A 24,709-nucleotide genomic window follows, 5' to 3' on the forward strand; every position below is an offset into this window, starting at 1 on the left:
CGGGTGGGATGGCGGGGATCGGGGGCCGGATCAGAAAGCGAAGAGCGCCATGATCACGGTGCAGCAGCCGAGCAGGGCGAGGCCCGTCGGGAGCTGTGCCTTGATCGGCCCGTACTGGTCCTTCAGTTCGAGCAGGGTGGCCGGGACGATGTTGAAGTTGGCGGCCATCGGCGTGCACAGGGTGCCAGCGAAGCCGGCCAGCATGCCGATCGCGAGGACGGCGGGCTCGTTGGCGTGCATCTGCTGGATGAGGACGGGCCAGCCGATCGCCGCCGTCATCACCGGGAAGGCCGCGAAGGCGTTGCCCATGATGACGGTGAACAGGAACATGCCGACGCAGTAGGCGAGTACGGCGAGGTACTTCGAGTCGTCGGGCAGGACCTTGTTCATGATGTCGCCGACCTGGTCGCCGACCCCGGCGGCGGCGAAGATCGAGCCGAGTACGGCCAGCAGCTGGGGCAGCAGCAGGGCGGAGCCCATCGCCTCCAGCATGGAGCGGCCGGAGTGGATCGGCACGGAGACCTTCTTCTCGCCGGTGACGAGCATGCCGACGACGAGCGCGGCGACGCAGCCGAGGCCGAGCCCGAGGAGGGTGGCCTTGCCCGTCTCGAAGAGGCCGGACTCGTCCAGTACGGAGGCGCAGACGATGGCGACGAGCGGGATGGTCAGCGCCGGGACGAAGATCTTGGTGCCGAGCCGTGCGGCGGCGGCCTCGCGCTGTTCGCCGGTGGTGGTGACCGGTTCGCCCTTGCCGAGGAAGTTGAAGCCGGCCAGCACGATCAGGGCGAGGACGGCGACGCCGAGCGGTTCGGCGGGCAGGGTCCAGCCGCCGTTGCCGGCGGTGGCGTTGGCGACGCCGGTGCCGTAGGGGAAGGTGAGGCCGAGCAGGCCCCAGAACGCGGCGGACGTCCACCGCTTGGGATTGCTGCGGTCGGTGGCCATCTGCACGGCCATCACGACGAAGACGAGGCCTATCAGCCAGTACAGCCATTCGACCTTGATCACTTGTCGGCCCCCTCGGGAAGCGGCAGGTCGTGCTCGGCGGCGGCCTGCGCCATCTCGCGCTCGAGTTGCCTGTCCATCAGCAGCAGCCGGGCGCCGTGGATGACGAAGGCGCAGACGGCCAGCGGGATCGCCCACAGGGCGAGCTGGGTCGGCTCGATGTCCTGGTGGTACGTGGAGTTCACGAAACCGGTGATCAGCAGGATGGAGCCGATGGCGATGAAGCAGTCCTCGCCGAAGAAGACACCCACCGTGTCGGCCGAGGCCGAGTAGGAGCGCACCTTCTCGCGCAGCCTGTCGGGCAGCTTGGCCCCGGTGGAGCGTTCGGCGGCGGCCTCGGCCATCGGTGCCACCAGGGGCCGCACGGTCTGCGCCGGGCCGCCGATGCTGTTCAGGCCGAAGGCCGCGGTGACCTGCCGGACCAGCAGGTAGACGGTGAGGAACCGGCCGGCGCTGAGCTTGCCCAGACGGCCGATGAGGGTGCGGGCCTGCTCGCGCAGGCCGTAGCGCTCGAGCAGCCCGATCACCGGGAGCACGATGGCGTAGACGGTGACCGAGCGGCTGTCGGCGAACGACCGGCCGAAGGCCGCGAGGACCTCCAGCGGGTTCATCTTGCCGAGCAGTCCGGTGACGATACCGGCGACGCCCACCACGAGGACGGGGTTGCGGCGCGTGACGAATCCGAGGATCACCACGACCACACCGAGAAGAACGATCATTCGGTGGCCTTCTTCAGGCATGAGGGGGCAGGGCACGGATCCGGAGCTTCGGAACGTGACTCATCGGTCCCGGGGACCATAGCTCCAGATACGTGGCAGATGCACGGACACTAGCGATCGTTGAACGATCTAACAAGAGGTGAATTCTCTCGCCCCCGGAAGCGACCGAGCGGGCGATCTCTTGTCGGATCGTTCAACGATCGTCTACGTTCAAGGTGTGATCGACCTCAACGCAGATCTCGGTGAAGGCTTCGGCCGCTGGACCCTCACCGACGACGACGCCCTGCTCTCCGTCGTCACCAGCGCCAACGTCGCCTGCGGTTTCCACGCCGGCGACCCCTCAGTGATGCGCCGCGTCTGCGACCTCGCCGCGGAGCGCGGGGTGCGGATCGGGGCGCAGGTGTCCTACCGCGACCTGGCGGGCTTCGGACGGCGTGCCATGGACGTGCCCGCCGACGAGCTGGCCGCCGAGGTGGCGTACCAGATCGGCGCGCTCCGGGTCTTCGCGGAGGCCGCCGGGGCCACGGTCGCCTACGTCAAGCCGCACGGCGCGCTCTACAACCGCACCGTCCACGACGAGGACCAGGCCCGTGCCGTCGTGGCCGGGGTGCGGCTGGCCGGCGGCGCGCTGCCCGTGCTCGGGCTCCCCGGCTCCCGACTGCTCGCCGCCGCCGCGCAAGCGGGGCTCACCGGCGTCCCGGAGGCCTTCGCGGACCGCGCGTACACCGCGCGGGGCACCCTGGTCCCCCGCCGCGAGGCGGGCTCGGTGGTGACGGACGAGGACACGGTGGTGCGCCGTGCGGTGGCGTTCGCCGTGGAGGGCTCCGTGGAGGCCGTGGACGGTACGACGGTGACGGTCGCCGCCCGCTCGCTGTGCGTGCACGGCGACACCCCGAACGCCGCCCGGATCGCGGCCCGGGTGCGCGAGGCGCTGGCGGCCTCCGGGGTCGGGATCGGGGCGTTCGCATGACGGACGACGGCCGCACGACGCACACCGGGTCGCTCACGGCCCGCCCCGCCGGCCGCCGCGCCCTGCTCGTCGAGCTGCCCGACGCCGAGCACACCGCCGCCTTCCACGCCGAGGTGCTGCGCCGACGCGCGGCCGGGACGCTGCCGCCGGTCGAGGAGATCGTCCCGGGAGCACGGACCGTGCTGCTGGACGGGGTGGCGGACCCTCAGGCGCTGGCCCGCCGGGTCACCGGCTGGCAGGTGCCGCCGGTCGCGGACGACACGGGCCACGTGGTGGAGATACCCGTGCGCTACGACGGGCCGGACCTGGCCGACGTGGCGGCCCTGTGGGGGATCGGCCCCGACGAGGTCGGCGCCCTGCACGGCTCGTACACCTACCGGGTCGCGTTCTGCGGCTTCGCGCCCGGGTTCGGCTACCTCACCGGGCTGCCCCCTCACCTGCACGTCCCGCGCCGGTCCACGCCCAGAACCCGCGTCCCGGCCGGTGCGGTGGCCCTCGCCGGCCCCTACAGCGCGGTCTACCCCCGCGCCACCCCGGGCGGCTGGCAGCTGATCGGCACCATGCCCGACCCGCGGCCGCTGTGGGACCCGGACCGGGAGCGGGCGGCGCTGCTCACGCCGGGGACGCGAGTGCGGTTTGTCACAGCGGTCGGCGCACCGGCTGCGGGCGCCCCGACCGGCGCGGGTGCGGTCGGAACGGCACCGGGGGCCGGGGCATGACGACCAGGCTCACGACCGTGCGCTCCGGTGCGCTCACCACGGTGCAGGACGCGGGCCGACCCGGCCACGCCCACCTGGGCGTGCCCCGCTCCGGTGCGCTGGACGCGCCCGCGATGCGGCTGGCCAACCGCCTCCTCGGCAACGCTCCTGACGCCGCCGTCCTGGAGACGACCCTGACCGGCTGCGCCCTGCGGCCCGACCGGGACATCACCGCCGTGGTCGGCGGTGCGCCCTGCCCGGTGAGGATCGACGGCAGGCCGGCCGCCTGGGGCGCACCGGTGCGGGTGCCGGCGGGCTCGGTCCTGGACGTGGGGGCGGCGACCGCGGGCGTCCGCTCCTACGTGGCCGTCGCGGGCGGCGTCGCCGTTGAGCCCGTCCTGGGCAGCCGTTCGACGGACCTGCTGTCGGGCCTGGGCCCGGCGCCCCTGCGGGACGGGGAGGCCGTCGCGGTGGGTACCCCCGCGCGGCCGGTGCCGCCGCCGGTCGCCGCTCCCTGGCCGGGACCGCCCGCCGAACTGGTCCTGCCGGTACACCCCGGTCCTCGCGCGGACTGGTTCACCCCGGCCGCGCTGCGCACGTTCACCTCGGCCGCCTACCGGGTCTCCCCGCACAGCAACCGCATCGGCCTGCGCACCGAGGGGCCGCCGCTGGAACGCGTGTCGGCGGGCGAGCTGCCCAGCGAGGGCATGGTCCTCGGTGCGGTGCAGGTGCCCCCGGACGGGCGCCCGGTGATCTTCCTGCACGACCACCCGACGACGGGCGGCTACCCGGTCGTCGCGGTGGTCCCGGAGCCCGCTCTGGCCGCCGCGGCCCAGGCCGTGGCCGGAACTCCGGTGCGCTTCACCTTCGCCTGAGGACCGACCAGCCGACGGCCGCGCCGACCGCGTACCAGAACAGGTCCGGCGCGTTGAAGGTGGAACCCAGGACCAGCCGGGCCACCGTGCTCTCACCGGCGAGGTGCGCGGGCACGTCGGTGAGCTGGAGGAACTCCACCCCCCAGCTCACCGCCAGGGCCACCGCGGCGGCCCTCGCCGGTGCGGTCCGCGGCGCCGCCACGAACACCAGGGCGAACAGCAGCAGGGTGTAGAGCGCGTCCCCGCCGTACTTGGCCACACCACCCGTAGCCACCGCCCTGAGCGCGAGTCAGGCGCCGACGACCAACACCGCGGCCACCACGGCCGCGAGGCGCGTGCGCGGCGCGTGGTCCCGCGCGCCGGCGCGGGTCGGGGAGGGGAAGGCCATGCGTTCATTGTGCGGGCCCCCGCTCCCGGCCCCGCACCGGCCTCCGGCGTACGCGCCCGGGGTCAGCAGGTGGGGACGCCCGGAAGCCAGGCGTCGGCCACGTCGATGAAGATGTTGGAGACGTAACCGCCGTAGTCGGGCAGGTAGGACCAGGCGTCGTTGCTGTAGCCGTCGTAGGTCACGAGCTGGCCGTGGACCTGGCACCGCACCCGGACGGTCGTGGGCCCGGGCAGGCTCGCCACGCGCGTGGAGGTGGTCGTCGCCTGCTGCCGGACGCTCACGTCGGTGCCCCAGGTCGGGAAGGACGTGGTGTCGCCACCGCCCTCGGTCCACAGGTAGGTGACGGTCGCCCAGCCGTTGTCGCTGAGACCGACGTTGTAGAAGGTGCCGTCGGCGAGGTCGATGCCGGCCGGGTTGGCGACCTGCCGGCCGAACTCGTCGCGTCCGCCGTTGTAACCGTCCTCGTAGGCGGCCTGCGCCTCGGGCAGCCCCTGCGGCAGGTCCTTCCACTGCTCGCGCTGCGCCGAGGGGTTCCAGTGGTCGTCATGCGTGTTCCACGGCCCGACGTCCCACACCGGTGCCGTCTCGCAGCGGGCGGGCCCGCACACCTGCACCGAGTACTGACCGCTTCCGGCCGGCGACAGGGCCCGGCGCGAAGGGAGGGCCACGAAGTGGTCGTTGGTCTGGATGACGTGGCCGTTGGCGGTGGTGTGCCCGACGAGGCCCTCGCGGGTGGCGTAGACCCGGGCGGAGAAGGCGGAGGCCCTGTTCGTCGGCGCGGGCTCGGCGGGAGCGGCGCCCGCGTCGTCCGCCGTCAGGGTCACCGCCCGTACGACCGCGGTGGCCTTGCCCTTGGCGTTCCACAGGGTGAGCCGGGCCTGGACGTCGACGACGTCGCGGGGCAGCTCGGCCGGGGTGCCGGCGACCGCCCCCCGCCACTCGGTCCAGATTCCGTCGGCCGTGCGGCCCCGCACGTCGACCTCGACGCTCGCCGCGTCGGGCACCGTCGCGTCGAGCTCCACGGCGACCCGGTTCACGGGCCGGTCCACGTGGTGCGGGTCCAGCACCGCCAGGGCGTAGCCGCGGTCCCGGCCGAGGGAGGCGGGGCTGACGGAGCCGTCGCGCACCCGCAGGGCGCCCGAGTCGTACCGGACGTTGACGTCGTCGGCCCCGGTTTGGGACAGGTCCGCGCGCCAGGTCGCCCCGGCGGGCGGGGTGTCGGCGCCGGCGGCCGGAGCGGGCGCCGCGGCGAGAGTGGTACCGGCGAGGGCGAGCAGGCACACCGTGCCGCTCAGGACGCGGGTGACGCGGGGCCTGCGGCGCGGACCAGAGCCGCGGTGCCGGGACGAAGGGGTCAGCATGGGCGTACTCCTGGGAGCCGGGCGTCGTCGACATCAATGTCGACGTCGACGACGAGGTGGGAGACGTGACCGCCGTGATCGTACGGGTACGACCGGGCGTCGTTGCTGTAGTCGTCGTACTCGACGAGGCCGCCGTGGACCCGGCAGGCCACGCGGACGCACGTCGGTCCGGGCGGACTCGCCACCCGTGCGGAGTCGCCACCCGCGCGGAGTCGGTCGTCGGCTGCCGACGGGTGCTCACGTCCGCGCGGCTCGCCCGTACAGCTCTGTACAGCCACAGCTGCACAGTCCTCCCTGTGGACATTAATCTGACGGCATGAGCGAGAACGAGCGCCCCTCACCGTCGGCGGTCCAGGCCTCGCGGGAGGTCCGGGCGGTCATCAGCCGGTTGCGCCGCCGCATCCTCAGGGCCTCCGAGGTCGAGGACCTCACCCTGGGTCAATCCTCGGTGCTGGCCCGGCTGTCCGACCAGGGGGGCGTCACGGCCAGCGAACTCGCCGCCATTGAAGGGGTCAGGCACCAGTCGATGACGGCGACCGTCACCGCGCTCGCCTCCATGGGACTGGTGGAGCGCCACCCCGACCCGGACGACGGTCGGCGCCTGCTGATCACGCTGACCGCGGAGGGCGTCCGTCGCGTGGAGGAGGGACGGCAGGCGCGCACGGAATGGCTCGCCGGGCGGTTGCAGGAGAGGTGTACCGAGGAGGAGCGCCGGACGGTGATCGCGGCGATGGCCGTGCTGGAGCGACTGAACCGCGACTGACGCGGAGGCGGGCCCGCGGGTCGGCACGGGGACGTTCGACTCACCTCCGCCCCTTTCGACCACACGCTCGGCCGCGCGGCGGGAGCGGCACGCGGACACCGGTCCGGGCAACACCCGAAGGGGCATGCCCGAGGGACCGCGGGCGCATCACTTTTTCCTCCAAGTGCATTGACCACAAAGGCGTTTCTGCCTAACGTCCCGGTCAAGATCCATCTGAAACCTTTCAGTGCCCTGGCCCCACGCTCGGGCGGCCCCACGCGACCGCCGCGCACCCGCAAGACCACCATGGCTGAACGCACCTGGTGAACGGTCTTCGGTCGCCGCATGTCGACTCATCGAAAGAAGCACATGCACAGAACCCCCTCACGCAGTGCCGCCGTACTCGTCGCCACCGTGACCTCCCTCAGTCTCCTCACCACCGCGTGCGGTGACGGCGACAGCTCGGCGGACGGCGACACGGCGACGAACGCCAAGAACGCCGAGGCGTCCCCCAACGCGCCCACCAGGACCGGCCTGACTGTCGGCTTCCTGCCCAAGCAGGTCAACACGCCGTACTTCTCCGTCGCCGACCGGGGCGGGGAGCGCGCCGTGAAGTCACTGGGCTCGACCTTCAAGGAGGTGGGGACGGACCAGGGCGCCGACGCCTCCGGACAGGTGTCCCACATCAACGACCTCGTCGAGCAGAAGGCCGACGCGATCGCCGTCTCGGCGCTGGACCCCGACGCGCTGTGCGACTCCCTGAAACAGGCCATGGAGAAGGGCGTCAAGGTCGTCACCTACGACTCCGACACGAAGCCCGAGTGCCGCTACGCCTTCGTCTCCCCGGCGAGCGCCGAGGACATCGCCGTACGGCAGCTGGAACTGCTCGGCGAGCAGATCGGCTACAAGGGCGACATCGCGATCCTGTCCGCGGCCCAGACGGCGACGAACCAGAACGCCTGGATCAGCAGTATCAAGAAGGAGCTGGAGGATCCGCGGTACAAGGAGATGCGCCTGGTGGACGTCGTCTACGGCGACGACGAGGCGGAGAAGTCGTACCAGAAGGCCGAGGAGCTGCTGCGGGAGCACGGGAGGCTGAAGGGGATCATCTCCCCCACCACCAACGGCATCAAGGCGGCCGCGAAGTACCTCTCCCAGTCGTCGTACAAGGGTGAGGTGAAGCTGACCGGGCTCGGCGCGCCCAACGACATGCGTCCCTACATCAAGGACGGCACGGTGGAGGCGTTCCTGCTGTGGGACCCGGCCAAGCTCGGTGAGCTGGCCGGACACGCCGCGGTGGCCCTCGCCTCCGGGCAGATCACCGGCCGGGAGGGGCAGATGTTCCTGGCCGGCGACATGGGCTGGTTCCAGCTCACCGGGAACGGGGTCATCACGCTCGGCGACCCGACGGTCTTCGACGCCGAGAACATCGACGACTACGACTTCTGAGGTCCGCGCCTCCGGCCCCGGACGGGCGACGCCCGGGGCCGGGCGGTGGCGGGCGAGCGGCGGCGGACGGGGTGCCGGGGAGGCGGAGCCCCGCCGCCCCGCTCACCGGGCGTCTCCTCCGGGCGGTCCCGGGGTGCCGGAGCCACCCGCGTTCAGATGCTGCAGCGCCTCGACCAGCTCGTGGCAGGCGCGTTCCACCGACCGTCTGGTGTTGAGCTGCTCACTGATCACGGCCGACAGCAGGAGAGCGGTCAGCCCCAGGGACCCGTTGAACGCGTGGAGCCTCATCATCGTCTCCATGTCGGTCAGCCCGTCGAAGGAGCCGGCCTCCTGCCGCGCCACGACGGTGGCGGTGACCGACATGAACAGGGCGCAGGGGATGCCGCCCGCGAGCTGGAAACGCAGCGCCGCCCAGATGAGGATCGGGAAACACAGGAACAGCAGGCTGACCGAGCTGTACATGATCAGCGGCACCAGGACGCACACGACCACGGTGAGCCCGGCGGCCTCGGCCCAGCGCATGGACACGGGCGGCAGGCGGGCCCGGTACAGCAGGAGCAGCAGCGGCGTGACGAGGACGACGCCCATGGCGTCGCCCACCCACCAGGCCAGCCAGACGATTCCCAGATGGTCGGTGGGGAGTTCGTCCGACAGCACGAGCATGCCGACACCCGTACCCGAGCTGATCAGCATCGCGGTCAGCGCCCCCAGGAAGACGAGGGCCAGTCCGTCGCGCAGGCGGCTCAGGCTCAGGCGGAAGCCCGCCGCACGCAGCATCAGCCAGGCGCAGACGGGGGCGGCGGTGTTGCCGGCCACGATTCCGGCGCCCTCGGCCCCGATGGTCCCCAAGGACAGGATGACCAGCAGCGCGCCGAGGGCGATGCCCGGCACGCACCAGGGGCCGAACAGGAGGAGACAGGCCACCGCGAGGCCGGTGGGCGGCCAGATGGGCGTGACGACCGACCCGTCGGCGATCAGCTGCTGCGACAGCCCCAGCCGCCCCGCCGCGTAGTAGCAGCCGGCGACCAGCAGCGTCGCGCAGACGAGGACGACCGGTCGCGGCCATGCACGGATACCCACCACAGCAGCCATCAGACACCGGTACGGCCGGGTCAGCGAGGCGGGAGGCGGACCGTCCCGCCCTCCGGCGTAACGCCCCGCCCGTCATGGCCGACGACGAGTACGGCCGCGTCGTCCTCGTGTCCGATCAGCTCGGCGTTCTTGAGCACGGCGGCCGCCAGCGCGTGCGCCTCCATGCCGACGGCGGCGGCGAGGCTCGCCAGCCGCACCACCCGTTCCAGACCCTCGTCGACGTTCAGGGACGGCCCCTCCACCACACCGTCCGTGACCAGGACGAACACCCCACCGGTGCCGAGTCGGTACCGGGTCACCGGGTAGTCGGAGCCCTCCAGGACACCCAGCGGAGGCCCGCCCTCGTCCCGGCAGACCTCGGCCCGGCCGTCCGCCGTGGCCCGGACGCAGGGGACGTGGCCGGCCCGGGCGCTCTCCAGCAGCCCGGTCGCCGGGTCGTAGCGCATGAAGGTGCAGGTGGCGAACAGGTCCTTGTTGAGGGAGATGACCAGTTCGTTGGTGCAGGCGAGAAGGTCACCGGGTTCGCTGGTCACGGAGGCGAGTGCCCGCAGGCCCACCCTCACCTGGCCCATGAAGGCGGCGGCGTCGATGGCGTGGCCCTGGACGTCACCGACGGAGAGGCCGATCCGGCCGTCGGGAAGGGTGAAGGCGTCGTACCAGTCGCCGCCCACGTTGAGTCCGGCGTACGCCGGTGAGTAGCACGCGGCCAGGTGAATGCCGGGGACGGCGGGCAGGTCCGCGGGGAGCATGTCGCGTTGCAGGGCGATCGCCAGCTCCACCTGGGACCGCCGCAGCTCGGCGAGCTCCCTCGCCCGGGTGGTCAGTGAGGCCAGCCGGGCGAGCAGCTCTTCACCATCAGGTGCGGGACGCTTGCGGAACATCGGCCACTCCCCGCCAGGCTGCCTCCCGGCAGGAGCCTCTCGGCCCCCTGGACAGTGCAAGTCTGTCACCCGGGACGGAAAAGGTCATGCCGGAGCCGTCCGGGGACGGCGAACGGGCCGCCGCACGACACGCAGGGAACGGGCGACGCGACCGACGGGTGGGCCCCCCGCCGCGTCGGGGAGTGCCGCACCCCGGCAGCGGCGAGCGGCACGTACACCCCGAGGAACCCGGTGGGCTCCCGGGATGCGAACCACCCGCCTTCACGCCCCGCCGCGCCGGGAACCCGTCTCACCGCGCCGGGAACCCGTCTCGCCGCGCCGGGAACCCGTCTCGCCGCGCCGGGAACCCGTCTCGCGGCGCCGGGCGACAGACGGCGCGCACCGCGCCGAGAAACCGGGCGCCCCCGGGTACGCAGCCCCCGACGACCCCACTCCGCGGCACCCGGCACCCGGCACCGCAAGCCGCGACAAACGGCGCACCACGCCGAGGAACCGGGCGCCCCGGCAGCAGGCACCCCACGGCCGCGCCCCGCCGCCCCGGGAAGCGCGCCGCGTTCCGTACCCTTGCCGCATGCGCATGCGCCCCACTTTGAGCTGGACCCCGGGAGCGGACCTGCCGCCGGGCACCACCGACCTGGCGCCCGTCGCCGACGCGCTGCGCGCCGGGGGTGTGCTGGTGCTCAGCGGCGCGGGGATCTCCACGGAGTCGGGCATCCCCGACTACCGGGGCGAGGGCGGCAGCCTGAGCCGGCACACGCCGATGACCTACCAGGACTTCACCGCCCACCCCGAGGCCCGCCGCCGGTACTGGGCGCGCAGCCACCTCGGCTGGCGCACCTTCGGCCGCGCCCGTCCCAACGCGGGGCACCGGTCGGTGGCGGCGTTCGGGCGGCACGGTCTGCTCACCGGCGTGATCACGCAGAACGTCGACGGACTGCATCAGGCCGCGGGCAGCGAGGGCGTGGTGGAGCTGCACGGCAGCCTGGACCGGGTCGTCTGTCTGACCTGCGGCGACCTCAGCCCCCGCCGCGAGCTCGCCCGGCGGCTGGAGGAGGCCAACGCGGGCTTCGCGCCGGTGGCCGCCGGCATCAATCCGGACGGCGACGCCGACCTCACCGACGAGCAGGTCGGGGACTTCCGGGTGGTGCCCTGCGCGGTCTGCGGCGGCATCCTCAAACCGGACGTGGTGTTCTTCGGCGAGAACGTCCCGCCGGCGCGCGTCGAGCACTGCCGCGAGCTGGTGCGCGAGGCGTCCTCGCTGCTGGTCCTGGGCTCCTCGCTGACGGTGATGTCCGGGCTCCGCTTCGTCCGCCAGGCGGCCGAGGCGGACAAGCCGGTGGTGATCGTCAACCGGGACGCCACCCGTGGCGACCGGCTGGCCGTCACCCGGGTCGCGCTCGCGCTGGGACCGGCCCTGACCACCGTGGCCGACCGGCTGGGCCTCACCGTCGAGGCCGCGGCGACGGCCTGACGGCCTGACCAGGCAACCCGCGTCCCGCCGAGGCGCGGTCGGCTCACCGCCGATCCGGTGGCGGCGGGGGCGCCGGCGCTGGGCGAGGCGGTGGAGCGCGGCCTGGTGTCCGAGCCGGCGCTGGACGCCGCGGTCGCCCGGGTCCTCACGCTGAAGTTCCGCCTGGGCCTGTTCGAAGAGCCGCTGCTGCCTCCGGCCGGGCCCGGAGCCGAGGGCGTCCCGGATCCCGGCATGACCTGCGGCGAGGGTGCGACCTGGCGGACCTGGCGTTTTTGCCCGGGCAACGGGCGCTGCCGGCCGCGGTGTCGGCGACCGGAACGCCGGTGGTGGTGGTGCTGGTGCAGGGGCACCCGCACGCCCTGCCCGAGCTGGACGCCCCCGCGGCGGCGGTGCTGAGCGCCTGGTATCCGGGGCCGCGGGGCGGGCGGGCCGTGGCCGAGGTGCTGTGCGGCGACGCCGAGCCCCGCGGCCGGCTGCCGGTGTCCGTGCCCCGCTCCGCCGCCCAACTGCCCGTCAACTCCAACGGCAAGGACCACCGCTACCGCGGGTACGTCGACCAGGGCGCCGGTCCGCGCCGCGGCTGTCGCGTTCCCGGGTCGACGCGGACGGGCCGCGGCTGACCTGCCGGGTCACTGTCCGCAACACGGGGCCAGCCTGCCGAAAAGACGGTGCAGTTGTACGTGCGCCGGCTGTCCGGGGGCACGTCCTGGCCCCGGGTGCGCGAGCTGCGGGGCTTCGTCCGGCTGTGCGTCGCGCCCGGCGACGAGGCCGAGGCGGTCTTCGAGGTGGGCCCGGACACGCCGGCCTCGGTGGGGCGCGACCTCCGGCTCGCCGTGGAGCCGGGGGGTGGTCGAACTGGAGATGGGCCCGGCGTCCGACCGGACAGCGGGCGTCCGACTGGGGATCACCGACTCGGAATCGAACGCAACTTAGGCTAGCCTTGCCTTCATGGCGAAGGTTCGACGGCTCACGCCCCAGCACCCGGAGATGTTCCGCGCCCACGTCGCGCGGACCAAGCGGATCTCCCCCTCCATGCAGCGCGTCACGGTCACCGGGCCGGGACTCGGCGGCTTTCCATGGCTGGGGTACGACCACTGGTTCCGCCTGTTCATGCCCCTCCCCCACCAACGGGACCTGCGTCTGCCGGAGTTCACCGGCTCGCAGTGGTGGCAGCCCTACCTCGCCATCCCGGAGGACGAGCGGCCGCACTGCGCCAACTACTCCGTGGCCGACTACCGGCGGACGGCGGCCGAGTTGGACATCGACTTCGTGGTGCACCGGGGGCCCACCGGCGAGGTCGAGGGCAGGGCCGCGATCTGGGCCTGCGGGGCCCGCCCCGGGGACGCGCTCGCCCTGCTCGACCAGGGCATCCTCTTCGACTGCCCGCGGGACGCCTCCGAGGTCATCGTGGTGGCCGACGAGACCGGACTGCCCGCCACGGCGAGCATCATGCGGTCGCTCCCCGAAGGCACCGTGGGACGCCTCATCCAGGAGATCCCCACCGACGCCGACCGCCGCGAACTGGACGCCCCGGCCGGCGTGACCGTCTCCTGGGTCGTGCGGCGGGACAGCACCGCGGTCCCCGGCGCCGCCGCACTGCGTGAGCTGCGTCGGCTGACCCGTGCCGACGCGGCGGGGTACGCCTTCGTCGTCGGGGAGTCGGCCCTGGCCACCGAGGGACGCCGGCACCTGCACCGCCTGGGGTTGCCGAAGGAGCGCATCACCTTCTCGGGGTTCTGGAAGCACGAGGTGATGGCGGCGGCCTGACGCCGGGCCGGCTGGGCTACGCCGGGGAGTCCTTGACGCGCTGGTAGTGCCGCCGGGCCTTCATCCGGTTCCCGCACTCGGCCATGGAGCACCAGCGGGCGCTGTTGGGTTTGCTCCGGTCCAGCGGGAAGCGCCGGCAGTCCGGGTTGCCGCACGGCTTGAGCCGCCCGGGCCGGGTCTCCTCGACGTGCGCCCAGGCCAGCAGCACCCCCACGGCCAGGCGGTGCGCGTCCGGGACCCGGAGGGTCCAGTCCAGCCTGCCGTCCTCGATGACCGGCACCCGGCTGACGCCCTCCACGAACTGGCCCAGGCGGATGCCCGGCCAGGGACAGCGCGCACCTCCGGGTCGCGGGGTCGTAGACCGCGTAGACACAGGTGGCGCCCATGGTCGCGGCCTCCCTGCCGTCCTCCTCCTCGTCCTCGTCCTCGGTCAGCCGGATGAACGTCCGGTCCAGTCTGGTCAGCACCTCCCCCGGCGGCAGGTCGAGGTCGGCGAGCGTGCGGATGGCCGTGCTCAGCCGTCCCATGGTCGCCGCGGCGCCCACACCGTGCCCGACCACGTCGCCCCCCACCAGGGCGAGCCGGCCGCCCGGCAGTCCGATGACGTCGAACCAGTCGCCGCCGACGCCTTCCTCCGCGTTGGCCGGAAGGTAGCGGGCGGCCACCTCCATGGCCGGTCCGCCGTGCACCCGGCGCGGCAGCAGGCTGCGTTGGAGGGCGAGGGCGCGGTTGTGCTCCCACGTGCAGCGGCGGGCGTTGTCCAGGCTCAGCGCGGCCCGGGCCACCAACTCCTCGGCCAGCAGGCGGTCGTTGTCGTCGAACGGCGTCGGGTTCGAGGTACGGACGAAGACCGCGACGCCCAGCAGGACGCCCCGGGCGTGGATCGGCAGGATCAGCAGCGAGTGCATGCCGAACTCGCGGATCTTGGCGACCCTCGCCGGGTCGTCGGCCGGCCATGCCTCGCGGGAGGGGGCGAGCACGGGCCGCAGCAGGGGGCGGCCCGAGGACAGCACCTGCATGAACGGCGAGGTCTGGGGACGTACACGAGCTCGCCGTGTCGCCACAGGGACTCCGGGGCGCCGGTGTGCACCGAGGCCCTGCCCGCGCGCCGGAACTTGGGGACGCGTCCCCGCGAGCGGCCCAGCCGGTCGAGCGGCTCCTCGCCGAGCCGCACCGCCTCCGTCAGGTCGACGGTGACGTAGTCGGCGAGCGACGGCACGGTGAAGTCGGCCAGTTCCTGCGCCGTGCGCAGGACGTCCAGGGTGGTGCCGACGCGCGTGCCGGCCTCACTGACCACGGCCAGCCTGTCAACCCGCCCACCGCCGGTCGGTGACGACCAGCACCAGCACACACACCCCGAGGACGCGGCCGCCGGCATCGCCGAGGCGCACGAAGGAGGCCGAGAAAGCGCGGTCGCGGCCCCGGCCCGCCGCCGTCGGCACCCGGTACTCGCGGCCGGTGACACACCGGCCGCTGGTCAGCACCCGCCGTACGAGCGTCTCCAGTTCGCCGGTGTTGCCGGTCGGCGATTCCCGCGGGCGACGGCCCAGTCGCCGCTCGCGGGCGATCCCGTCGTAGCGTCCGAGGGCGTCGTTGACCCAAGAGGCACCGCAGGTCGGTGTTCCAGACGGCGACTCCGACGACCGAGTAGGTCAGCAGGGCGCGCAGGGCCGCACCGGCCTCGCCCTCCCCCGGAACCCGGCTCACGACCGCACCGGGACTACGACTTCACGAAGGCCAGGAGGTCGGGGTTGACGACCTCCGGATGGGTCGACAGCATGCCGTGCGGGAGCCCTTCGTACGACTTCAGGGTGCCGTTCGCCAGGAGTTCGACCGACTTCGGCGCGGCGTCCGCGTAGGGCACGACCTGGTCGTCGGTGCCGTGCATGACGAGGACCGGGACGTCGATCCGCTTGAGGTCGTCGGTGAAGTCGGTCTCCGAGAACACCGCGATGCACTCGTAGTGGGCGTTGGCCGCGCCCATCATGCCCTGGAGCCACCAGCGGTCGATCAGCCCCTGGGACACCGTCGCGCCCTCCCGGTTGAAGCCGTAGAAGGGACCGGACGGCACGTCGATGTAGAACTGCGCGCGATTGGCGGCGAGCGCCGCGCGGAACCCGTCGAAGACCTCGATCGGCAGGCCCTCGGGGTTGCTCTCGGACTTCACCATGACCGGCGGGACGGCACTGACGAGTACGGCCTTCGCGACCCGGCCCGGCTCGGCGCGCGCCACGTAGCGCGCGACCTCGCCGCCGCCGGTGGAGTGCCCTATGTGCACCGCGCCCCGCAGGTCGAGGGCCTCGGTCAGCGCCGCGACGTCGGCGGCGTAGGTGTCCATGTCGTGGCCGGTGGAGGGCTGGTCCGAGCGTCCGTGGCCGCGGCGGTCGTGGGCGATGACGCGATAGCCGTGGGAGAGGAAGAACAACATCTGGTTGTCCCAGTCGTCGGCACTGAGCGGCCAGCCGTGGTGGAAGACGATCGGCACGCCGTCGCGCGGGCCCCAGTCCTTGTAGAAGATGTTGGTGCCGTCGGAGGTGGTGACCGTGCCCATGAGTGATCCTTCCGCGTGGGTGAGTGATCCGCGCCAGCCACCTTACGCCCAAAACAGGCAAACATCATTTTTCACTCAAAATGAGCAGATCATGGAGAACCCGGTGGCGGAGCAAAGGAGCTGATCGAGAACCCCGCCTGGCCGGAGTGACCCCTCGCGGTGCCCTACGGCCTCGGATTCCTGCGCGGGGACAGGGTGGCGTTGGGCAGCACGGGCGCCGGGAGGCGGTCTCCGGGATAGCCCTCGACCCGGCCGAAGCGCCCCGTGTCGCCCTCCCAGTCCGCGCGGGCCCGCACGATCTCGTCGTGGGTGCGTCCGACGAAGTTCCACCACATGATGATCTCCTCCGGGAACGGAGGACCACCCAGCACGAGCAGCCGGGCGGCACCCGGCCCCTCGTTCGTCAGGGTGAGGCTCCGTCGCCCCGGTGCGGCGTAGGCCAGTTCGGCGGGGCGTACGGCCGTGCCGTCCAGGCGTACGTCGCCGCTGTCGACGAGGACGCCGTGCTCGAAGCCGGGGTCGACGTCGAGGGTCACGGTGACGCCCGGGTGCAGGGTCACCTCGGCGCCGAGCAGCGGCGTGAAGGTGCCGACCGGCGAGGTGTCCCCGGCGAGCGAGCCGAGGAAGACCCGCACCTCGCCGCCGTCCAGCGCCACCGGGGCGGGGAGGTGGTGCTGGAAGGCCGGGGCGGTGTCTCGGTGCTCCGAGGGCAGCGCCACCCAGAGTTGGACGCCGTGCAGGACGCGGGTGTCCGGCGTGGACACCTCCGAGTGGCTGATGCCGTGGCCGCCCGTCATCAGGTTCACCTCGCCCGGCCTGACGAGCGCGTGGCTGCCCAGGCTGTCCCGGTGCTCGATCTCCCCGCTGAACAGCCAGCTGACGGTCTGGAGGCCGATGTGCGGGTGGGGGGCGACGTCCATGCCGCCCGACCGCGCGACCTCGTCGGGACCGTAGTGGTCGGCGAAGCACCAGGCTCCGATCAGCGTCCGCGCCCGCTGCGGCAGGGTGCGGCGCACCGTCATCGCGCGCGGCCCCCCGAGCGGGACGTCCCGCGCGGTCAGGATCTCCACCCCGGCGGCGGGCGCCCCGTCCTCCCCTGCCCCGCACCTGACTTCGGCGGGATGCGCTTCCCTGTTGCTCACCGCTCGGTCCTCCCACTCGACCCTGAAAGTTTCAATTTCAACTTCTATGGTTCGATGATAGTAGGACGTGACAGACGGTACCGCGCGACGGAGGACACCCCGCATAACACAGACGCCCGTACGCACCGACGCGGACACCCCGAAAGGCACCGGCGAACGACGGGTGTTCGTCGACAAGCAGAGCCCCGAGGCCTACGCGGCACTGCGCGCCACGGCGGAGGCGGTCCGGGGTGTCGCCGAGGCGGCCGGGCTCGACCGGATCCTCGTGGAACTGGTCAACATCCGCGTCTCCCAGCTCAACACCTGCGCCTACTGCCTCAACACGCACACCAGGGCCGCACTGCGGGGCGGGGAGACCACCCAGCGGCTCGGGGTGCTGGCGGCCTGGCGCGACACCGAGCTGTTCTCCCCCGCGGAACGCGCCGCGCTCGCCCTGGCCGAGGCGACCACGCACCCCGCCGACGCGGGCGCGCAGAGCGCCGCGTACGCCGAGGCGCGGGATGTCCTGTCGGACGACCAGATCTCCGCCGTGATCTGGGTGGCGATCGCCATCAACGCCTTCAACCGGGTCTCCGTCCTGAGCAAGCACCCGGTGCGCGGCGTCCCGCGCGCCTGACCGCCGACGCCTCGCCCGGTCCGGCGGGTCCGGCGGGTCCGGCGACGTCAGGAGGGGCGGCGCCGTGGGCGGGCCGTCGTGGACCACGTACATGCCGTGCGAGAGTTCCGCGTCGTGCTGACTCATGCCGCAAGGGTGCGCCCGGCCCCGGGGCCCGGTGGTGCCGGCGCTGGCCGCCCGCCGTCACGTCCTGCGCGTCGACCTGCCGGGCGGCGGCAAGTCCCCGCCCCCGCCGTCGTACGACGTGCCGCGGCAGGCGGGCCGGTTGGCGGCGCTCCTGGACGACCTGGGGCTGCGGTCCGTGACGGTGGCCGGCCGCTCCAGCGGCGGTTACGCCGCCACGGCGCTCGCGGAGCGGCGGCCCGACCTGGTGGGCGCCCTCGCCCTGGTGAGCACGGGTCCGGGTCTGGACGCGCTCCTGGCGCAGCCGGTCGCCCTCCGGCTGCTGCCGGCCCCGCCCTTCGGGCCGCTCCTGCGGCCCCGGCGCACGGACGCGATGCCTCCGCGGGGCGATCGCCTCGACGGCCGCCGGTCCGGTGGACGTCCCGGACGAGATGATCGACGACGTGCGGGGCATCCCGTACGGCTCCTCGCGATCGACGATCTCGCGTGGCCGGGGTCGTCTCCGGCGCGGCCCCTGCACCCCAGGGGGCCCGCGGGGGCCGCACCGCGTCGAATGGCAGCGCCCGGCCGGGCGTGGAATCGTGGACGGACGGCATCCACGGATGCCCGCTGACACGGACGCGCACCGAGCAGACGTCTTCCGAAGGAGGCACCCCATGTCCTCGAAGCGACGCCGGAAGAAGAAGGCACGCCGCAACCACCCCGCCAACCACGGACGACGGCCCCAGTCCTGAAGCCCCCGTCCAGTACGTCCCCCCCGGCCTCCGCGGAGCCGGGGGGACGTGCTCGTCGGCGCGGTGCGGGGCGTCCTCGGCCCAGTAGGGCAGCGACACGTGGCGGACGACATGGCCGGGCTTCGCGTCCTTTCGCGGCGGTCAGGGACTCTGACTCCGGGACTCCGAGTGCAGCTCGACGACCCGCCCGCGGCGGCGAGTTCGGTGCGCAGGAGCTCGGCGAACCGCTCGGGCTGCGAGGAGTCGGCGAAGACCGTCCGGACCCCGGCCCTCCCCATGGCCCGGGTGAGCGAGCGCGGGTCGGAGGAGCTGGGGGGAGGAGAGCGTCGCGCGGGCCGGGTGCTCACCGCCTCGGCCCCGGCCGAGGTCCGGGCCGTTGCCGGACCCGCGGGCGCTTGATAGGCAGGTGGTGTCCCGGAGGTTTCGGCCCGCCCGAGCACCTCGCGACCCGACGGCCCGGAACCCGCACACCGGAGATGACCCCATGAAGATCAACCTCACCAGCGTCTTCGTCGACGACCAGGCGCATGCCCTGCGCTTCTACACCGAGACCCTGGGCTTCCTGAAGAAGCACGACGTCCCGGTGGGGGCGGGTGAAGACCGGTGGCTGACCGTGGTCTCGCCCGAGGCCCCCGACGGGACCGAGCTGCTGCTCGAACCCTCCGGCCACCCCGCGGTACGGCCGTACCGGACGGCGCTGGCCGAGGACGGCATCCCGGCCGCGTCCTTCGCCGTGGACGACGTACGGGCGGAGTACGACAGGCTGCGCGGCCTCGGGGTGCAGTTCACCCAGGAGCCGCTGGAGATGGGCGCGGTCACCACGGCGGTCCTCGACGACACCTGCGGCAACCTGATCCAGATCATGCAGGTCCAGTAGTCGGCGAGGGGGGCGGCCGCGCGGCCGCTACCGCCCGGACGTCGCGCTCTCGATGCGTTCGGCCAGGGTCGTGGCGAACTCCTCCGCCCGCGCCAGCTGGGTGCGCAGGTCGGCGACCCGCTGCCGGGCGGCCCGCTCGAAGTCGCGTACGCGCTCGACGAGCTGCTCGCGCTCACCGGCCGGCAGCTGCCCGTCACCGTCGTCCAGGCGGTCGGTCGCCTCCAGGAGAGCGCGCATCTCGTCGAGGGTGAAGCCGAGCGGCTTCATCCGCCGCACGACCATGAGGCGGGCGACGTCCGCCTCCGTGTACAGGCGGAAGCCGCCCTGGGAGCGGGCCGACGGCACGACCAGCCCCGTCTCCTCGTAGTGCCGGATCGTGCGCAGCGACAACTCGGTCCTGGACGCCACCTCGCCGATCCGCATGTGCCCGCCGTTCACGCGTGCGCCTTCCTCGTCGTCGGTCCCGAGGCCGTCCGAGCGGCCGGGATCTCTACCGTAACGTTAGGGTAGGGTTGCCGGGTCCCGAACCGACGCCCGGCAGGAGAGAGCGAGCGCATGCCGATGATGCCCCGCGCCGCCGTCTGCCCGCCGTGACGCCCCGCCCCTGAGGGTGGCCGCGCGCCGGCTCGCCGTCTCCTTCCCGACCTCGGGCCGCCGCGCGGCCCCCGCGCAGGACCGGCCCGGCCCGCGCGTTCCCCCGCACGTCCCCCCGCCGCCGGGCGGGCCCGATCACGACAGGTACCTCCCTCTTGTCTGCTCCCGCGCTCTCCCCCGCCGCGCGCCTGCGCGGCCTCAAGCCCGACTGGATCTCCGACCCGAAGGTGTGGCGCACCGAGGTCCTCGCCGGGCTCGTCGTCGCCCTGGCACTGGTCCCCGAGGCCATCTCCTTCTCGATCATCGCCGGGGTCGACCCCGAGGTCGGGCTGTTCGCGGCTTTCACCATGGCCGTCACCATCTCGGTCGTCGGCGGCCGTCGCGCCATGATCTCCGCGGCGACGGGCGCCGTCGCCCTGGTGATCGCCCCGCTGAACCGTGAGCACGGACTGGGATACCTCGTCGCGGCGGTCATCCTCGCCGGTGTCTTCCAGGTGGTCCTCGGCGCGCTCGGGGTGGCCAGGCTCATGCGGTTCGTGCCGCGTTCGGTGATGGTCGGTTTCGTCAACGCGCTGGCCATCCTCATCTTCATGGCCCAGGTGCCCGAGCTGACCGACGTGCCCTGGCCCGTGTATCCGCTCGTCGCGGGCGGACTGGTGCTGATGGTGTTCTTCCCGAGGGTCACCAGGGTGGTCCCGGCGCCGCTGGTGTCCATCGTCGCCCTGACGGTCGTCACCGTTGCGGCCGGCATCGCGGTGCCGACCGTCGGCGACAAGGGGGAGCTGCCCCACGCGCTGCCGGTGCCGGGGCTGCCCGACGTGCCGTTCACCCTCGACACGCTGACGACCGTCGCCCCGTACGCGCTCGCGATGGCCCTGGTCGGGCTCATGGAGTCGCTGATGACCGCGAAGCTGGTGGACGACATCACCGACACCCACTCCGACAAGACCCGCGAGTCGATCGGCCAGGGCATCGCCAACATCGTCACCGGCTTCTTCGGTGGCATGGGCGGGTGCGCCATGATCGGCCAGACGATGATCAACGTGAAGGTGTCCGGCGCGCGGACCCGCCTGTCCACGTTCCTGGCGGGTTCGTTCCTGATGGTGCTGTGCGTCGTCTTCGGCCCGGTGGTGTCCGACATCCCGATGGCGGCCCTGGTCGCGGTGATGGTGATGGTGTCGTTCGCGACCTTCGACTGGCACTCCGTCGCCCCGAGGACGCTCGGGCGGATGCCCGCCGGGGAGATCCTCGTCATGGTGGTCACCGTCGCCGTCGTGGTCGCCACCGGAAACCTCGCCATCGGCGTCGTGGTCGGCTCCGTCACCGCCCTGGTGATCTTCGCCAGGCGGGTTGCCCGCCTGGCCGACGTCACCTCGGTCACCGACCCGGACGGCGGCCAGGTCGTCTACTCCGTCACCGGCGAGCTGTTCTTCGCCTCCAGCAACGACCTCGTCACACGCTTCGACTACGCCGGTGACCCCGACCAGGTCGTCATCGACCTGTCCGCCACGCACATCTGGGACGCCTCGTCCGTCGCCGCGCTGGACGCGGTCGAGACCAAGTACGCGCGGCGCGGCAAGCGCGTCGAGATCGTCGGCCTCGACGAGCACAGCACCCTCCTGCGCGAGAGGCTCGCCGGCGCCCTCGCCGGCAACCACTGACCCTCCGGGCCGGCCTCACGCGCGGGGCGGGCGGAACTGCGGGCCGTAGGTGCCCCGGGCGCCGCCCGGGATGCCGGTCTCCATCAGCTCCAGCGCGGGGCCCTCCAGCCCGCGCATCGTGCGCACGGCCGAGCCCAGGGTGCGTGCGTCGCCGTCGGCCCAGGCCGCCTCCAGGGTGCTCAGCACCTTGGCGTAGGCGGTGTCGAAGCGGTCGAGGAGGTCCTTCACGCGCCGCGGCGGATCGGGCCAGCCACCGGCCGGTACCCGGGCCATGGGGCGTGCGTCGGGGAAGGGCACGGGGGCTCCGGTGAACCGCCAGCCGTCCTCCTCCTGGCGCAGTTGCCGGCCGTGGTAGATCTCGCCGAAGGCGTAGTAGTGGGCGGGGTGGTCGTCGCCGAAGGCGTCCGCGGGGGAACTGCTCGTGCCTTCGCCCTGCTCCTTGATGATCCCGATCGCCCGCTCGACGCCGTCGAGGTCGGTGACGGGTTCCAGTACGTCGGAGCCGATGCGCTGGGACAACTGCCCGCGGGCGGACAGTCCGGGCGCCGTGGACCGGAAGGCGCGCAGCAGGTCGTCGTAGAAGTGGCCGATGCTGGGCGAGGTGGTCGCGCCGCGGGCCAGGGGGGCCTCCGGGGCTTCGATCGCCATCATCACGTCGTGCACGAAGGGGCGGGTCAGGCCCGAGAGGTAGACGTTCACCTCCTCGCGCACACCGCCGGGCAGCGGGCCGGGGTAGGCGGGGGCCGCGTCCGTGATCCGCGGCCGGCCGCCCACGGCCACCAGCAGGTTGCACACGACGCCCATGTGGTACATCTCGTCGCCGATGATGCGCCGGATCAGCCGTGCGACGTGGCTGGTGCGGTCCCCGACGGACCACCATCCGCACAGGTAGGGCGGGATCGTGGCGAGTTCGAGTGCCACGGCGACCTGGAGGGCCTCCCTCAGCCAGTCCACGCCTCGGCCGTCTTCGGGGACGGCGAGCAGCTGTGCCACGGACCGGCAGCCGGACGCGGTGCCCTCCGGCCGCCCGGCCGCGCGGGCGGGAGCGGCGGCCGCGACGGGCGCCGCCGCCGTCAGGACGGCCGACGCCATGAAGGTCCTCCGCCCGAACGGTCCGCCCGTCCCCGACGCTTCCTCGCGCACACCAGTCACCCGTACTCCCTCTCCAAGCCGACGCCCGTCTCTGACCGAGACGTCCGGATTCCTCCGACGGCTGGCGAAACTAGCAGCGACGAGGCCGTTTCCCGGGCGGGCGGCACCGAGCGGGTCATCCTCTACCCGGTCGGCCCTACGGGCGGGGATGCGGACCGGCTCAGAGGGCCCGGCGCGGCAGGGCCGACCGGTGCGGAGGTTCCTCGTGGCACCGGTGATGACGGAGTCGAGCCTGTCCCGGGTGCCGGCCAGTTCGGTGATCCGGCGCTCGACGCGGTCCCGCTCCGCCGAGAGGCGTTCGAGCAGGTGCGGCGTGGCCCTGCCGTCGACCGCGTACGGCATGAGTTCGACGATGGTCCGGCTCGACAGGCCGGCGGCGTAGAGCCGCTGGATCAGTTGGACGCGGTCGGCCGCGCTCTCGGGTAGTGCCGCTGGCCGCTGTGACTGCGCTCGGCGCCCTGGTCCAACGGGTCACCCTGGCCTAGCTCCGCCACGCCCTCGGCATCGACAGCACCGCCTGGACGGCGGCACGGAGGGACCTGTCGGGGGGCGGGCATCCGCTCGGACGGCTCGAATCCAAGGGTGGAGACGGTGTTCGACCTGCTCCTGCACGGCCGGCGCGCGCAGGCCGGCCCGTCGGACGCAGCGGCGGCGGACGGTCTCCCGGACTGAGCCGCCGGTGGCGCACGCTCCCCGCGGTGGCCATCGCCCTCGCCGGAGAGGACCGACGAGGCGCGCACGGCGTCGCCCGCCAGGACGACACGCCCGTGGGACCACGCGCGTCTCATCGGGCCGACCCACTCGGGCAGGGCTCGGCCCCGGTCCAGGAGGCCGACTACTCCGGGAGCGGCGCCTGCCCCGCGAGGCCGGAGTGGGCCCGCCACAGGTCGCGCAGGAGTGCGATCTCGGCCATGTGGTGGATGAACTCGAGGTTGTCCCCGGCCACGACGTCGATATAGGGGTCGTCGGGGTCGGAGCCGTACGGGTACTGGGAGAAGCCGACGGTGTCGAGCTGCTCGTCGGTGACGTGGGCGACGTCCTCGCGCCAGCGGTCGATCGTCTCCCAGAACCGTTCGAGTGCCAGGTCGGCGGAGGGGGTGAAGTCGACCAGCAGCCGCGGATCCCGGCGTCGTTCACCGAAGGTCCACTCCCACTGGCCCGCGAAGCAGGAGTGCAGGTGCGCGAGCCGCCAGGCGATGGTGGTGATCGGTGTCGTGTCGGGTTCCGGCGTGCCGGTGTGGGCGAGGACCTGCTCGACGCGCTCGACGCTCACGCTCCAGTCGTCGGCGATCTTGGCGACGGACATGCCGCTCGCGGCCTGCCGGGCCACCTCCGCGTACTCGTTCGCCGGGATGTCGGGGGCGCCCTTGTCGAGCACCCACTCGCCCGGCCCGTACGCCCTGGGCGTCACCGCCTCGCCCCGACGCCGGATCGACCAGCAGCCGGGCGCGGGCTCCCAGAGGTACTCCTCGTCGCCCAGCCCCGCCAGCCGCACCCGGGCCATCTCCCTGGCCTGGTCGAACTGGTCGAGGAGCACGCCCAGTCGGTCCGTCCGCGTGCCCTCGATCTCCATGCCCGGCCCCTTTCGCGGTGTCCGCGGCGCGGCCGCGTCGCACGGCGCTCCGATGGACACCGAGGCTAACGACTCGCGTCCCGCGCACGCGAGCGAATTCCGGCGGCGGCCCGAGGGCCGCAGTGCACCGGCGGCGCGCGACGCGGACCGGCCCTAGGGCCTGTTGCGAAAATGCTGGTCACAGCCATTCATTGATGGCTGCGACCAGCACGGTCGCTTCGTAGCGGACGGCGAGTTTGTCGTACCTCGTGGCAACCGCCCGATGGCGTTT

26 protein-coding genes and 5 pseudogenes are annotated in these 24,709 nt (G+C 73.1%); 13 read left to right on the plus strand and 18 right to left on the minus strand.

The features are described from left to right. Positions 1-30: 30 nt before the first annotated feature. Together IE94_RS0113995 and IE94_RS0114000 are read right to left on the minus strand one after the other, a co-directional pair. Positions 31-1,005, minus strand: coding sequence for a DUF979 domain-containing protein (locus IE94_RS0113995; RefSeq protein ID WP_030183236.1), 975 nt, complete (start codon positions 1,003-1,005; stop codon positions 31-33). After that, a complete protein-coding gene (locus tag IE94_RS0114000; protein WP_030183239.1) occupies positions 1,002-1,721 on the minus strand; it encodes a DUF969 domain-containing protein in 720 nt (239 codons plus the stop codon). Before IE94_RS0114000 ends, IE94_RS0113995 begins: the two co-directional genes overlap by 4 nt. A gap of 217 nt (positions 1,722-1,938) precedes the next feature. On the opposite strand from IE94_RS0114000, the gene IE94_RS0114005 reads away from it, so the two are divergent. The 3 genes from IE94_RS0114005 to IE94_RS0114015 are packed head-to-tail and all read left to right on the plus strand — an operon-like array spanning position 1,939 to position 4,264. Next, a complete protein-coding gene (locus IE94_RS0114005) occupies positions 1,939-2,691 on the plus strand; it encodes a LamB/YcsF family protein (RefSeq protein WP_030183241.1) in 753 nt (250 codons plus the stop codon). Beyond that, the gene (locus IE94_RS0114010) at positions 2,688-3,410 is read left to right on the plus strand and encodes a 5-oxoprolinase subunit B family protein (protein WP_078606484.1); all 723 of its coding nucleotides are present in this window, start codon (positions 2,688-2,690) and stop codon (positions 3,408-3,410) included. Before IE94_RS0114005 ends, IE94_RS0114010 begins: the two co-directional genes overlap by 4 nt. Further along, positions 3,407-4,264 (plus strand): 5-oxoprolinase subunit C family protein, encoded by an 858-nt coding sequence (locus tag IE94_RS0114015; protein ID WP_030183251.1) that lies wholly within the window; start codon positions 3,407-3,409, stop codon positions 4,262-4,264. Before IE94_RS0114010 ends, IE94_RS0114015 begins: the two co-directional genes overlap by 4 nt. Here IE94_RS0114015 and IE94_RS35550 read toward each other — a convergent pair. The 3 genes from IE94_RS35550 to IE94_RS40610 form a co-directional block, all read right to left on the minus strand. Next, positions 4,251-4,538 carry a ribosomal maturation YjgA family protein gene (locus IE94_RS35550; RefSeq protein WP_245235248.1) on the minus strand — a complete coding sequence of 96 codons (288 nt, stop codon included), beginning with the start codon at positions 4,536-4,538 and terminating at the stop codon, positions 4,251-4,253. The genes IE94_RS0114015 and IE94_RS35550 overlap by 14 nt on opposite strands. A 176-nt stretch (positions 4,539-4,714) precedes the next feature. Then, positions 4,715-6,013: a hypothetical protein gene (locus IE94_RS0114025; RefSeq protein ID WP_030183253.1), complete on the minus strand. Its 1,299-nt coding sequence runs from the start codon at positions 6,011-6,013 to the stop codon at positions 4,715-4,717. Continuing rightward, complete coding sequence (locus tag IE94_RS40610; RefSeq protein ID WP_209441060.1) at positions 6,007-6,165, minus strand: hypothetical protein; 159 nt, start codon at positions 6,163-6,165, stop codon at positions 6,007-6,009. Before IE94_RS40610 ends, IE94_RS0114025 begins: the two co-directional genes overlap by 7 nt. Positions 6,166-6,329: 164 nt before the next feature. On the opposite strand from IE94_RS40610, the gene IE94_RS0114035 reads away from it, so the two are divergent. Both IE94_RS0114035 and rhaS read left to right on the plus strand, forming a co-directional pair. After that, positions 6,330-6,776 (plus strand): MarR family winged helix-turn-helix transcriptional regulator, encoded by a 447-nt coding sequence (locus IE94_RS0114035; protein WP_030183255.1) that lies wholly within the window; start codon positions 6,330-6,332, stop codon positions 6,774-6,776. A 348-nt stretch (positions 6,777-7,124) separates the two neighbouring features. Continuing rightward, positions 7,125-8,204 (plus strand): rhamnose ABC transporter substrate-binding protein, encoded by a 1,080-nt coding sequence (gene rhaS / locus IE94_RS0114040; RefSeq protein WP_030183258.1) that lies wholly within the window; start codon positions 7,125-7,127, stop codon positions 8,202-8,204. 102 nt (positions 8,205-8,306) lie between these two features. Here rhaS and IE94_RS0114045 read toward each other — a convergent pair whose 3' ends face one another. Continuing rightward, a complete protein-coding gene (locus IE94_RS0114045; RefSeq protein ID WP_030183261.1) occupies positions 8,307-9,296 on the minus strand; it encodes an MASE1 domain-containing protein in 990 nt (329 codons plus the stop codon). A gap of 20 nt (positions 9,297-9,316) precedes the next feature. Next, a complete protein-coding gene (locus IE94_RS0114050; RefSeq protein ID WP_030183263.1) occupies positions 9,317-10,177 on the minus strand; it encodes a PP2C family protein-serine/threonine phosphatase in 861 nt (286 codons plus the stop codon). A gap of 571 nt (positions 10,178-10,748) precedes the next feature. Here IE94_RS0114050 and IE94_RS0114055 point away from each other — a divergent pair. From IE94_RS0114055 to IE94_RS0114065, 3 genes and pseudogenes are all read left to right on the plus strand, one after another. Beyond that, on the plus strand, positions 10,749-11,648 hold the full coding sequence (locus tag IE94_RS0114055; protein ID WP_030183266.1) for an NAD-dependent protein deacetylase: 900 nt from the start codon (positions 10,749-10,751) through the stop codon (positions 11,646-11,648). A gap of 39 nt (positions 11,649-11,687) precedes the next feature. Continuing rightward, positions 11,688-12,581, plus strand: a pseudogene (locus IE94_RS38035) (glycoside hydrolase family 3 C-terminal domain-containing protein); the annotation flags it as partial. A 15-nt stretch (positions 12,582-12,596) separates the two neighbouring features. Further along, positions 12,597-13,415, plus strand: a complete 819-nt coding sequence (locus IE94_RS0114065) for a siderophore-interacting protein (protein ID WP_030183274.1) — start codon at positions 12,597-12,599, stop codon at positions 13,413-13,415. A 16-nt stretch (positions 13,416-13,431) separates the two neighbouring features. Here the strand turns inward: IE94_RS0114065 and IE94_RS0114070 are convergent, their stop codons facing one another. From IE94_RS0114070 to IE94_RS0114085, 5 genes and pseudogenes are all read right to left on the minus strand, one after another. After that, positions 13,432-13,713, minus strand: a complete 282-nt coding sequence (locus IE94_RS0114070; protein WP_425337965.1) for a CGNR zinc finger domain-containing protein — start codon at positions 13,711-13,713, stop codon at positions 13,432-13,434. Positions 13,714-13,774: 61 nt separating this feature from the next. After that, a pseudogene (locus tag IE94_RS41025) lies at positions 13,775-14,434 on the minus strand (PP2C family protein-serine/threonine phosphatase); the annotation flags it as partial. 288 nt (positions 14,435-14,722) lie between these two features. Further along, entirely contained in the window at positions 14,723-14,983 is a 261-nt protein-coding gene (locus IE94_RS41030) for a PAS domain-containing protein (protein ID WP_342450756.1), read from the minus strand. A 152-nt stretch (positions 14,984-15,135) separates the two neighbouring features. Beyond that, positions 15,136-15,966 carry an alpha/beta fold hydrolase gene (locus IE94_RS0114080; protein WP_030183278.1) on the minus strand — a complete coding sequence of 277 codons (831 nt, stop codon included), beginning with the start codon at positions 15,964-15,966 and terminating at the stop codon, positions 15,136-15,138. 164 nt (positions 15,967-16,130) lie between these two features. After that, positions 16,131-17,108, minus strand: a complete 978-nt coding sequence (locus IE94_RS0114085) for a pirin family protein (RefSeq protein WP_030183280.1) — start codon at positions 17,106-17,108, stop codon at positions 16,131-16,133. A gap of 103 nt (positions 17,109-17,211) precedes the next feature. Between IE94_RS0114085 and IE94_RS0114090 the strand changes: the two genes are divergently transcribed. The 3 genes from IE94_RS0114090 (at position 17,212) to IE94_RS42020 (ending at position 18,581) form a co-directional block, all read left to right on the plus strand. Then, complete coding sequence (locus tag IE94_RS0114090) at positions 17,212-17,724, plus strand: carboxymuconolactone decarboxylase family protein (protein ID WP_030183282.1); 513 nt, start codon at positions 17,212-17,214, stop codon at positions 17,722-17,724. Between the two features lie 124 nt (positions 17,725-17,848). Beyond that, positions 17,849-18,460 (plus strand): alpha/beta fold hydrolase, encoded by a 612-nt coding sequence (locus IE94_RS35570; protein WP_245235249.1) that lies wholly within the window; start codon positions 17,849-17,851, stop codon positions 18,458-18,460. A gap of 43 nt (positions 18,461-18,503) precedes the next feature. Then, complete coding sequence (locus IE94_RS42020) at positions 18,504-18,581, plus strand: hypothetical protein (protein ID WP_464863028.1); 78 nt, start codon at positions 18,504-18,506, stop codon at positions 18,579-18,581. Between the two features lie 159 nt (positions 18,582-18,740). On the opposite strand, the pseudogene IE94_RS41035 reads toward IE94_RS42020, so the two are convergent. Further along, positions 18,741-18,895 (minus strand): annotated as a pseudogene (locus IE94_RS41035) (zinc ABC transporter substrate-binding protein); the annotation flags it as partial. Positions 18,896-19,065: 170 nt separating this feature from the next. Between IE94_RS41035 and IE94_RS0114105 the strand changes: the two are divergent. Continuing rightward, on the plus strand, positions 19,066-19,458 hold the full coding sequence (locus tag IE94_RS0114105) for a VOC family protein (RefSeq protein ID WP_030183287.1): 393 nt from the start codon (positions 19,066-19,068) through the stop codon (positions 19,456-19,458). A 27-nt stretch (positions 19,459-19,485) separates the two neighbouring features. Here the strand turns inward: IE94_RS0114105 and IE94_RS0114110 are convergent, their stop codons facing one another. Next, positions 19,486-19,881: a MerR family transcriptional regulator gene (locus tag IE94_RS0114110; RefSeq protein ID WP_051777503.1), complete on the minus strand. Its 396-nt coding sequence runs from the start codon at positions 19,879-19,881 to the stop codon at positions 19,486-19,488. A gap of 326 nt (positions 19,882-20,207) precedes the next feature. Here IE94_RS0114110 and IE94_RS0114115 point away from each other — a divergent pair, with 326 nt between their 5' ends. Next, entirely contained in the window at positions 20,208-21,713 is a 1,506-nt protein-coding gene (locus IE94_RS0114115; protein WP_030183292.1) for a SulP family inorganic anion transporter, read from the plus strand. A gap of 15 nt (positions 21,714-21,728) precedes the next feature. On the opposite strand, the gene IE94_RS0114120 is transcribed toward IE94_RS0114115, so the two are convergent. From IE94_RS0114120 to IE94_RS41835, 4 genes and pseudogenes are all read right to left on the minus strand, one after another. After that, entirely contained in the window at positions 21,729-22,805 is a 1,077-nt protein-coding gene (locus IE94_RS0114120; protein WP_051777501.1) for a ferritin-like domain-containing protein, read from the minus strand. Positions 22,806-23,033: 228 nt separating this feature from the next. Next, a pseudogene (locus IE94_RS38040) lies at positions 23,034-23,320 on the minus strand (MerR family DNA-binding protein); the annotation flags it as partial. A 380-nt stretch (positions 23,321-23,700) separates the two neighbouring features. Then, a complete protein-coding gene (locus IE94_RS0114135) occupies positions 23,701-24,438 on the minus strand; it encodes a DinB family protein (RefSeq protein ID WP_030183301.1) in 738 nt (245 codons plus the stop codon). A gap of 178 nt (positions 24,439-24,616) precedes the next feature. Beyond that, positions 24,617-24,709, minus strand: a pseudogene (locus tag IE94_RS41835) (IS5 family transposase); the annotation flags it as partial.

The organism is Streptomyces violaceorubidus (assembly GCF_000717995.1).
Classification (GTDB): Bacteria; Actinomycetota; Actinomycetes; order Streptomycetales; family Streptomycetaceae; genus Streptomyces; species Streptomyces violaceorubidus.

Bases quoted from the DNA above. Each gene is read 5' to 3' on its own strand.
- IE94_RS0114015 (WP_030183251.1), top strand. From the start codon at position 3,407: ATGACGACCAGGCTCACGACCGTGCGCTCCGGTGCGCTCACCACGGTG.
- IE94_RS0114045 (WP_030183261.1), bottom strand. From the start codon at position 9,296: ATGGCTGCTGTGGTGGGTATCCGTGCATGGCCGCGACCGGTCGTCCTC.
- IE94_RS0114110 (WP_051777503.1), bottom strand. From the start codon at position 19,881: ATGCGGATCGGCGAGGTGGCGTCCAGGACCGAGTTGTCGCTGCGCACG.
- IE94_RS0114105 (WP_030183287.1), top strand. From the start codon at position 19,066: ATGAAGATCAACCTCACCAGCGTCTTCGTCGACGACCAGGCGCATGCC.
- IE94_RS0114050 (WP_030183263.1), bottom strand. From the start codon at position 10,177: ATGTTCCGCAAGCGTCCCGCACCTGATGGTGAAGAGCTGCTCGCCCGG.
- IE94_RS0114065 (WP_030183274.1), top strand. From the start codon at position 12,597: ATGGCGAAGGTTCGACGGCTCACGCCCCAGCACCCGGAGATGTTCCGC.
- IE94_RS0114135 (WP_030183301.1), bottom strand. From the start codon at position 24,438: ATGGAGATCGAGGGCACGCGGACGGACCGACTGGGCGTGCTCCTCGAC.
- IE94_RS0114035 (WP_030183255.1), top strand. From the start codon at position 6,330: ATGAGCGAGAACGAGCGCCCCTCACCGTCGGCGGTCCAGGCCTCGCGG.
- IE94_RS0114055 (WP_030183266.1), top strand. From the start codon at position 10,749: ATGCGCATGCGCCCCACTTTGAGCTGGACCCCGGGAGCGGACCTGCCG.
- rhaS (WP_030183258.1), top strand. From the start codon at position 7,125: ATGCACAGAACCCCCTCACGCAGTGCCGCCGTACTCGTCGCCACCGTG.
- IE94_RS0114010 (WP_078606484.1), top strand. From the start codon at position 2,688: ATGACGGACGACGGCCGCACGACGCACACCGGGTCGCTCACGGCCCGC.
- IE94_RS0114120 (WP_051777501.1), bottom strand. From the start codon at position 22,805: ATGGCGTCGGCCGTCCTGACGGCGGCGGCGCCCGTCGCGGCCGCCGCT.
- IE94_RS35570 (WP_245235249.1), top strand. From the start codon at position 17,849: ATGCCGCAAGGGTGCGCCCGGCCCCGGGGCCCGGTGGTGCCGGCGCTG.
- IE94_RS42020 (WP_464863028.1), top strand. From the start codon at position 18,504: ATGTCCTCGAAGCGACGCCGGAAGAAGAAGGCACGCCGCAACCACCCC.
- IE94_RS0114080 (WP_030183278.1), bottom strand. From the start codon at position 15,966: ATGGGCACGGTCACCACCTCCGACGGCACCAACATCTTCTACAAGGAC.
- IE94_RS0114000 (WP_030183239.1), bottom strand. From the start codon at position 1,721: ATGATCGTTCTTCTCGGTGTGGTCGTGGTGATCCTCGGATTCGTCACG.
- IE94_RS0114025 (WP_030183253.1), bottom strand. From the start codon at position 6,013: ATGCTGACCCCTTCGTCCCGGCACCGCGGCTCTGGTCCGCGCCGCAGG.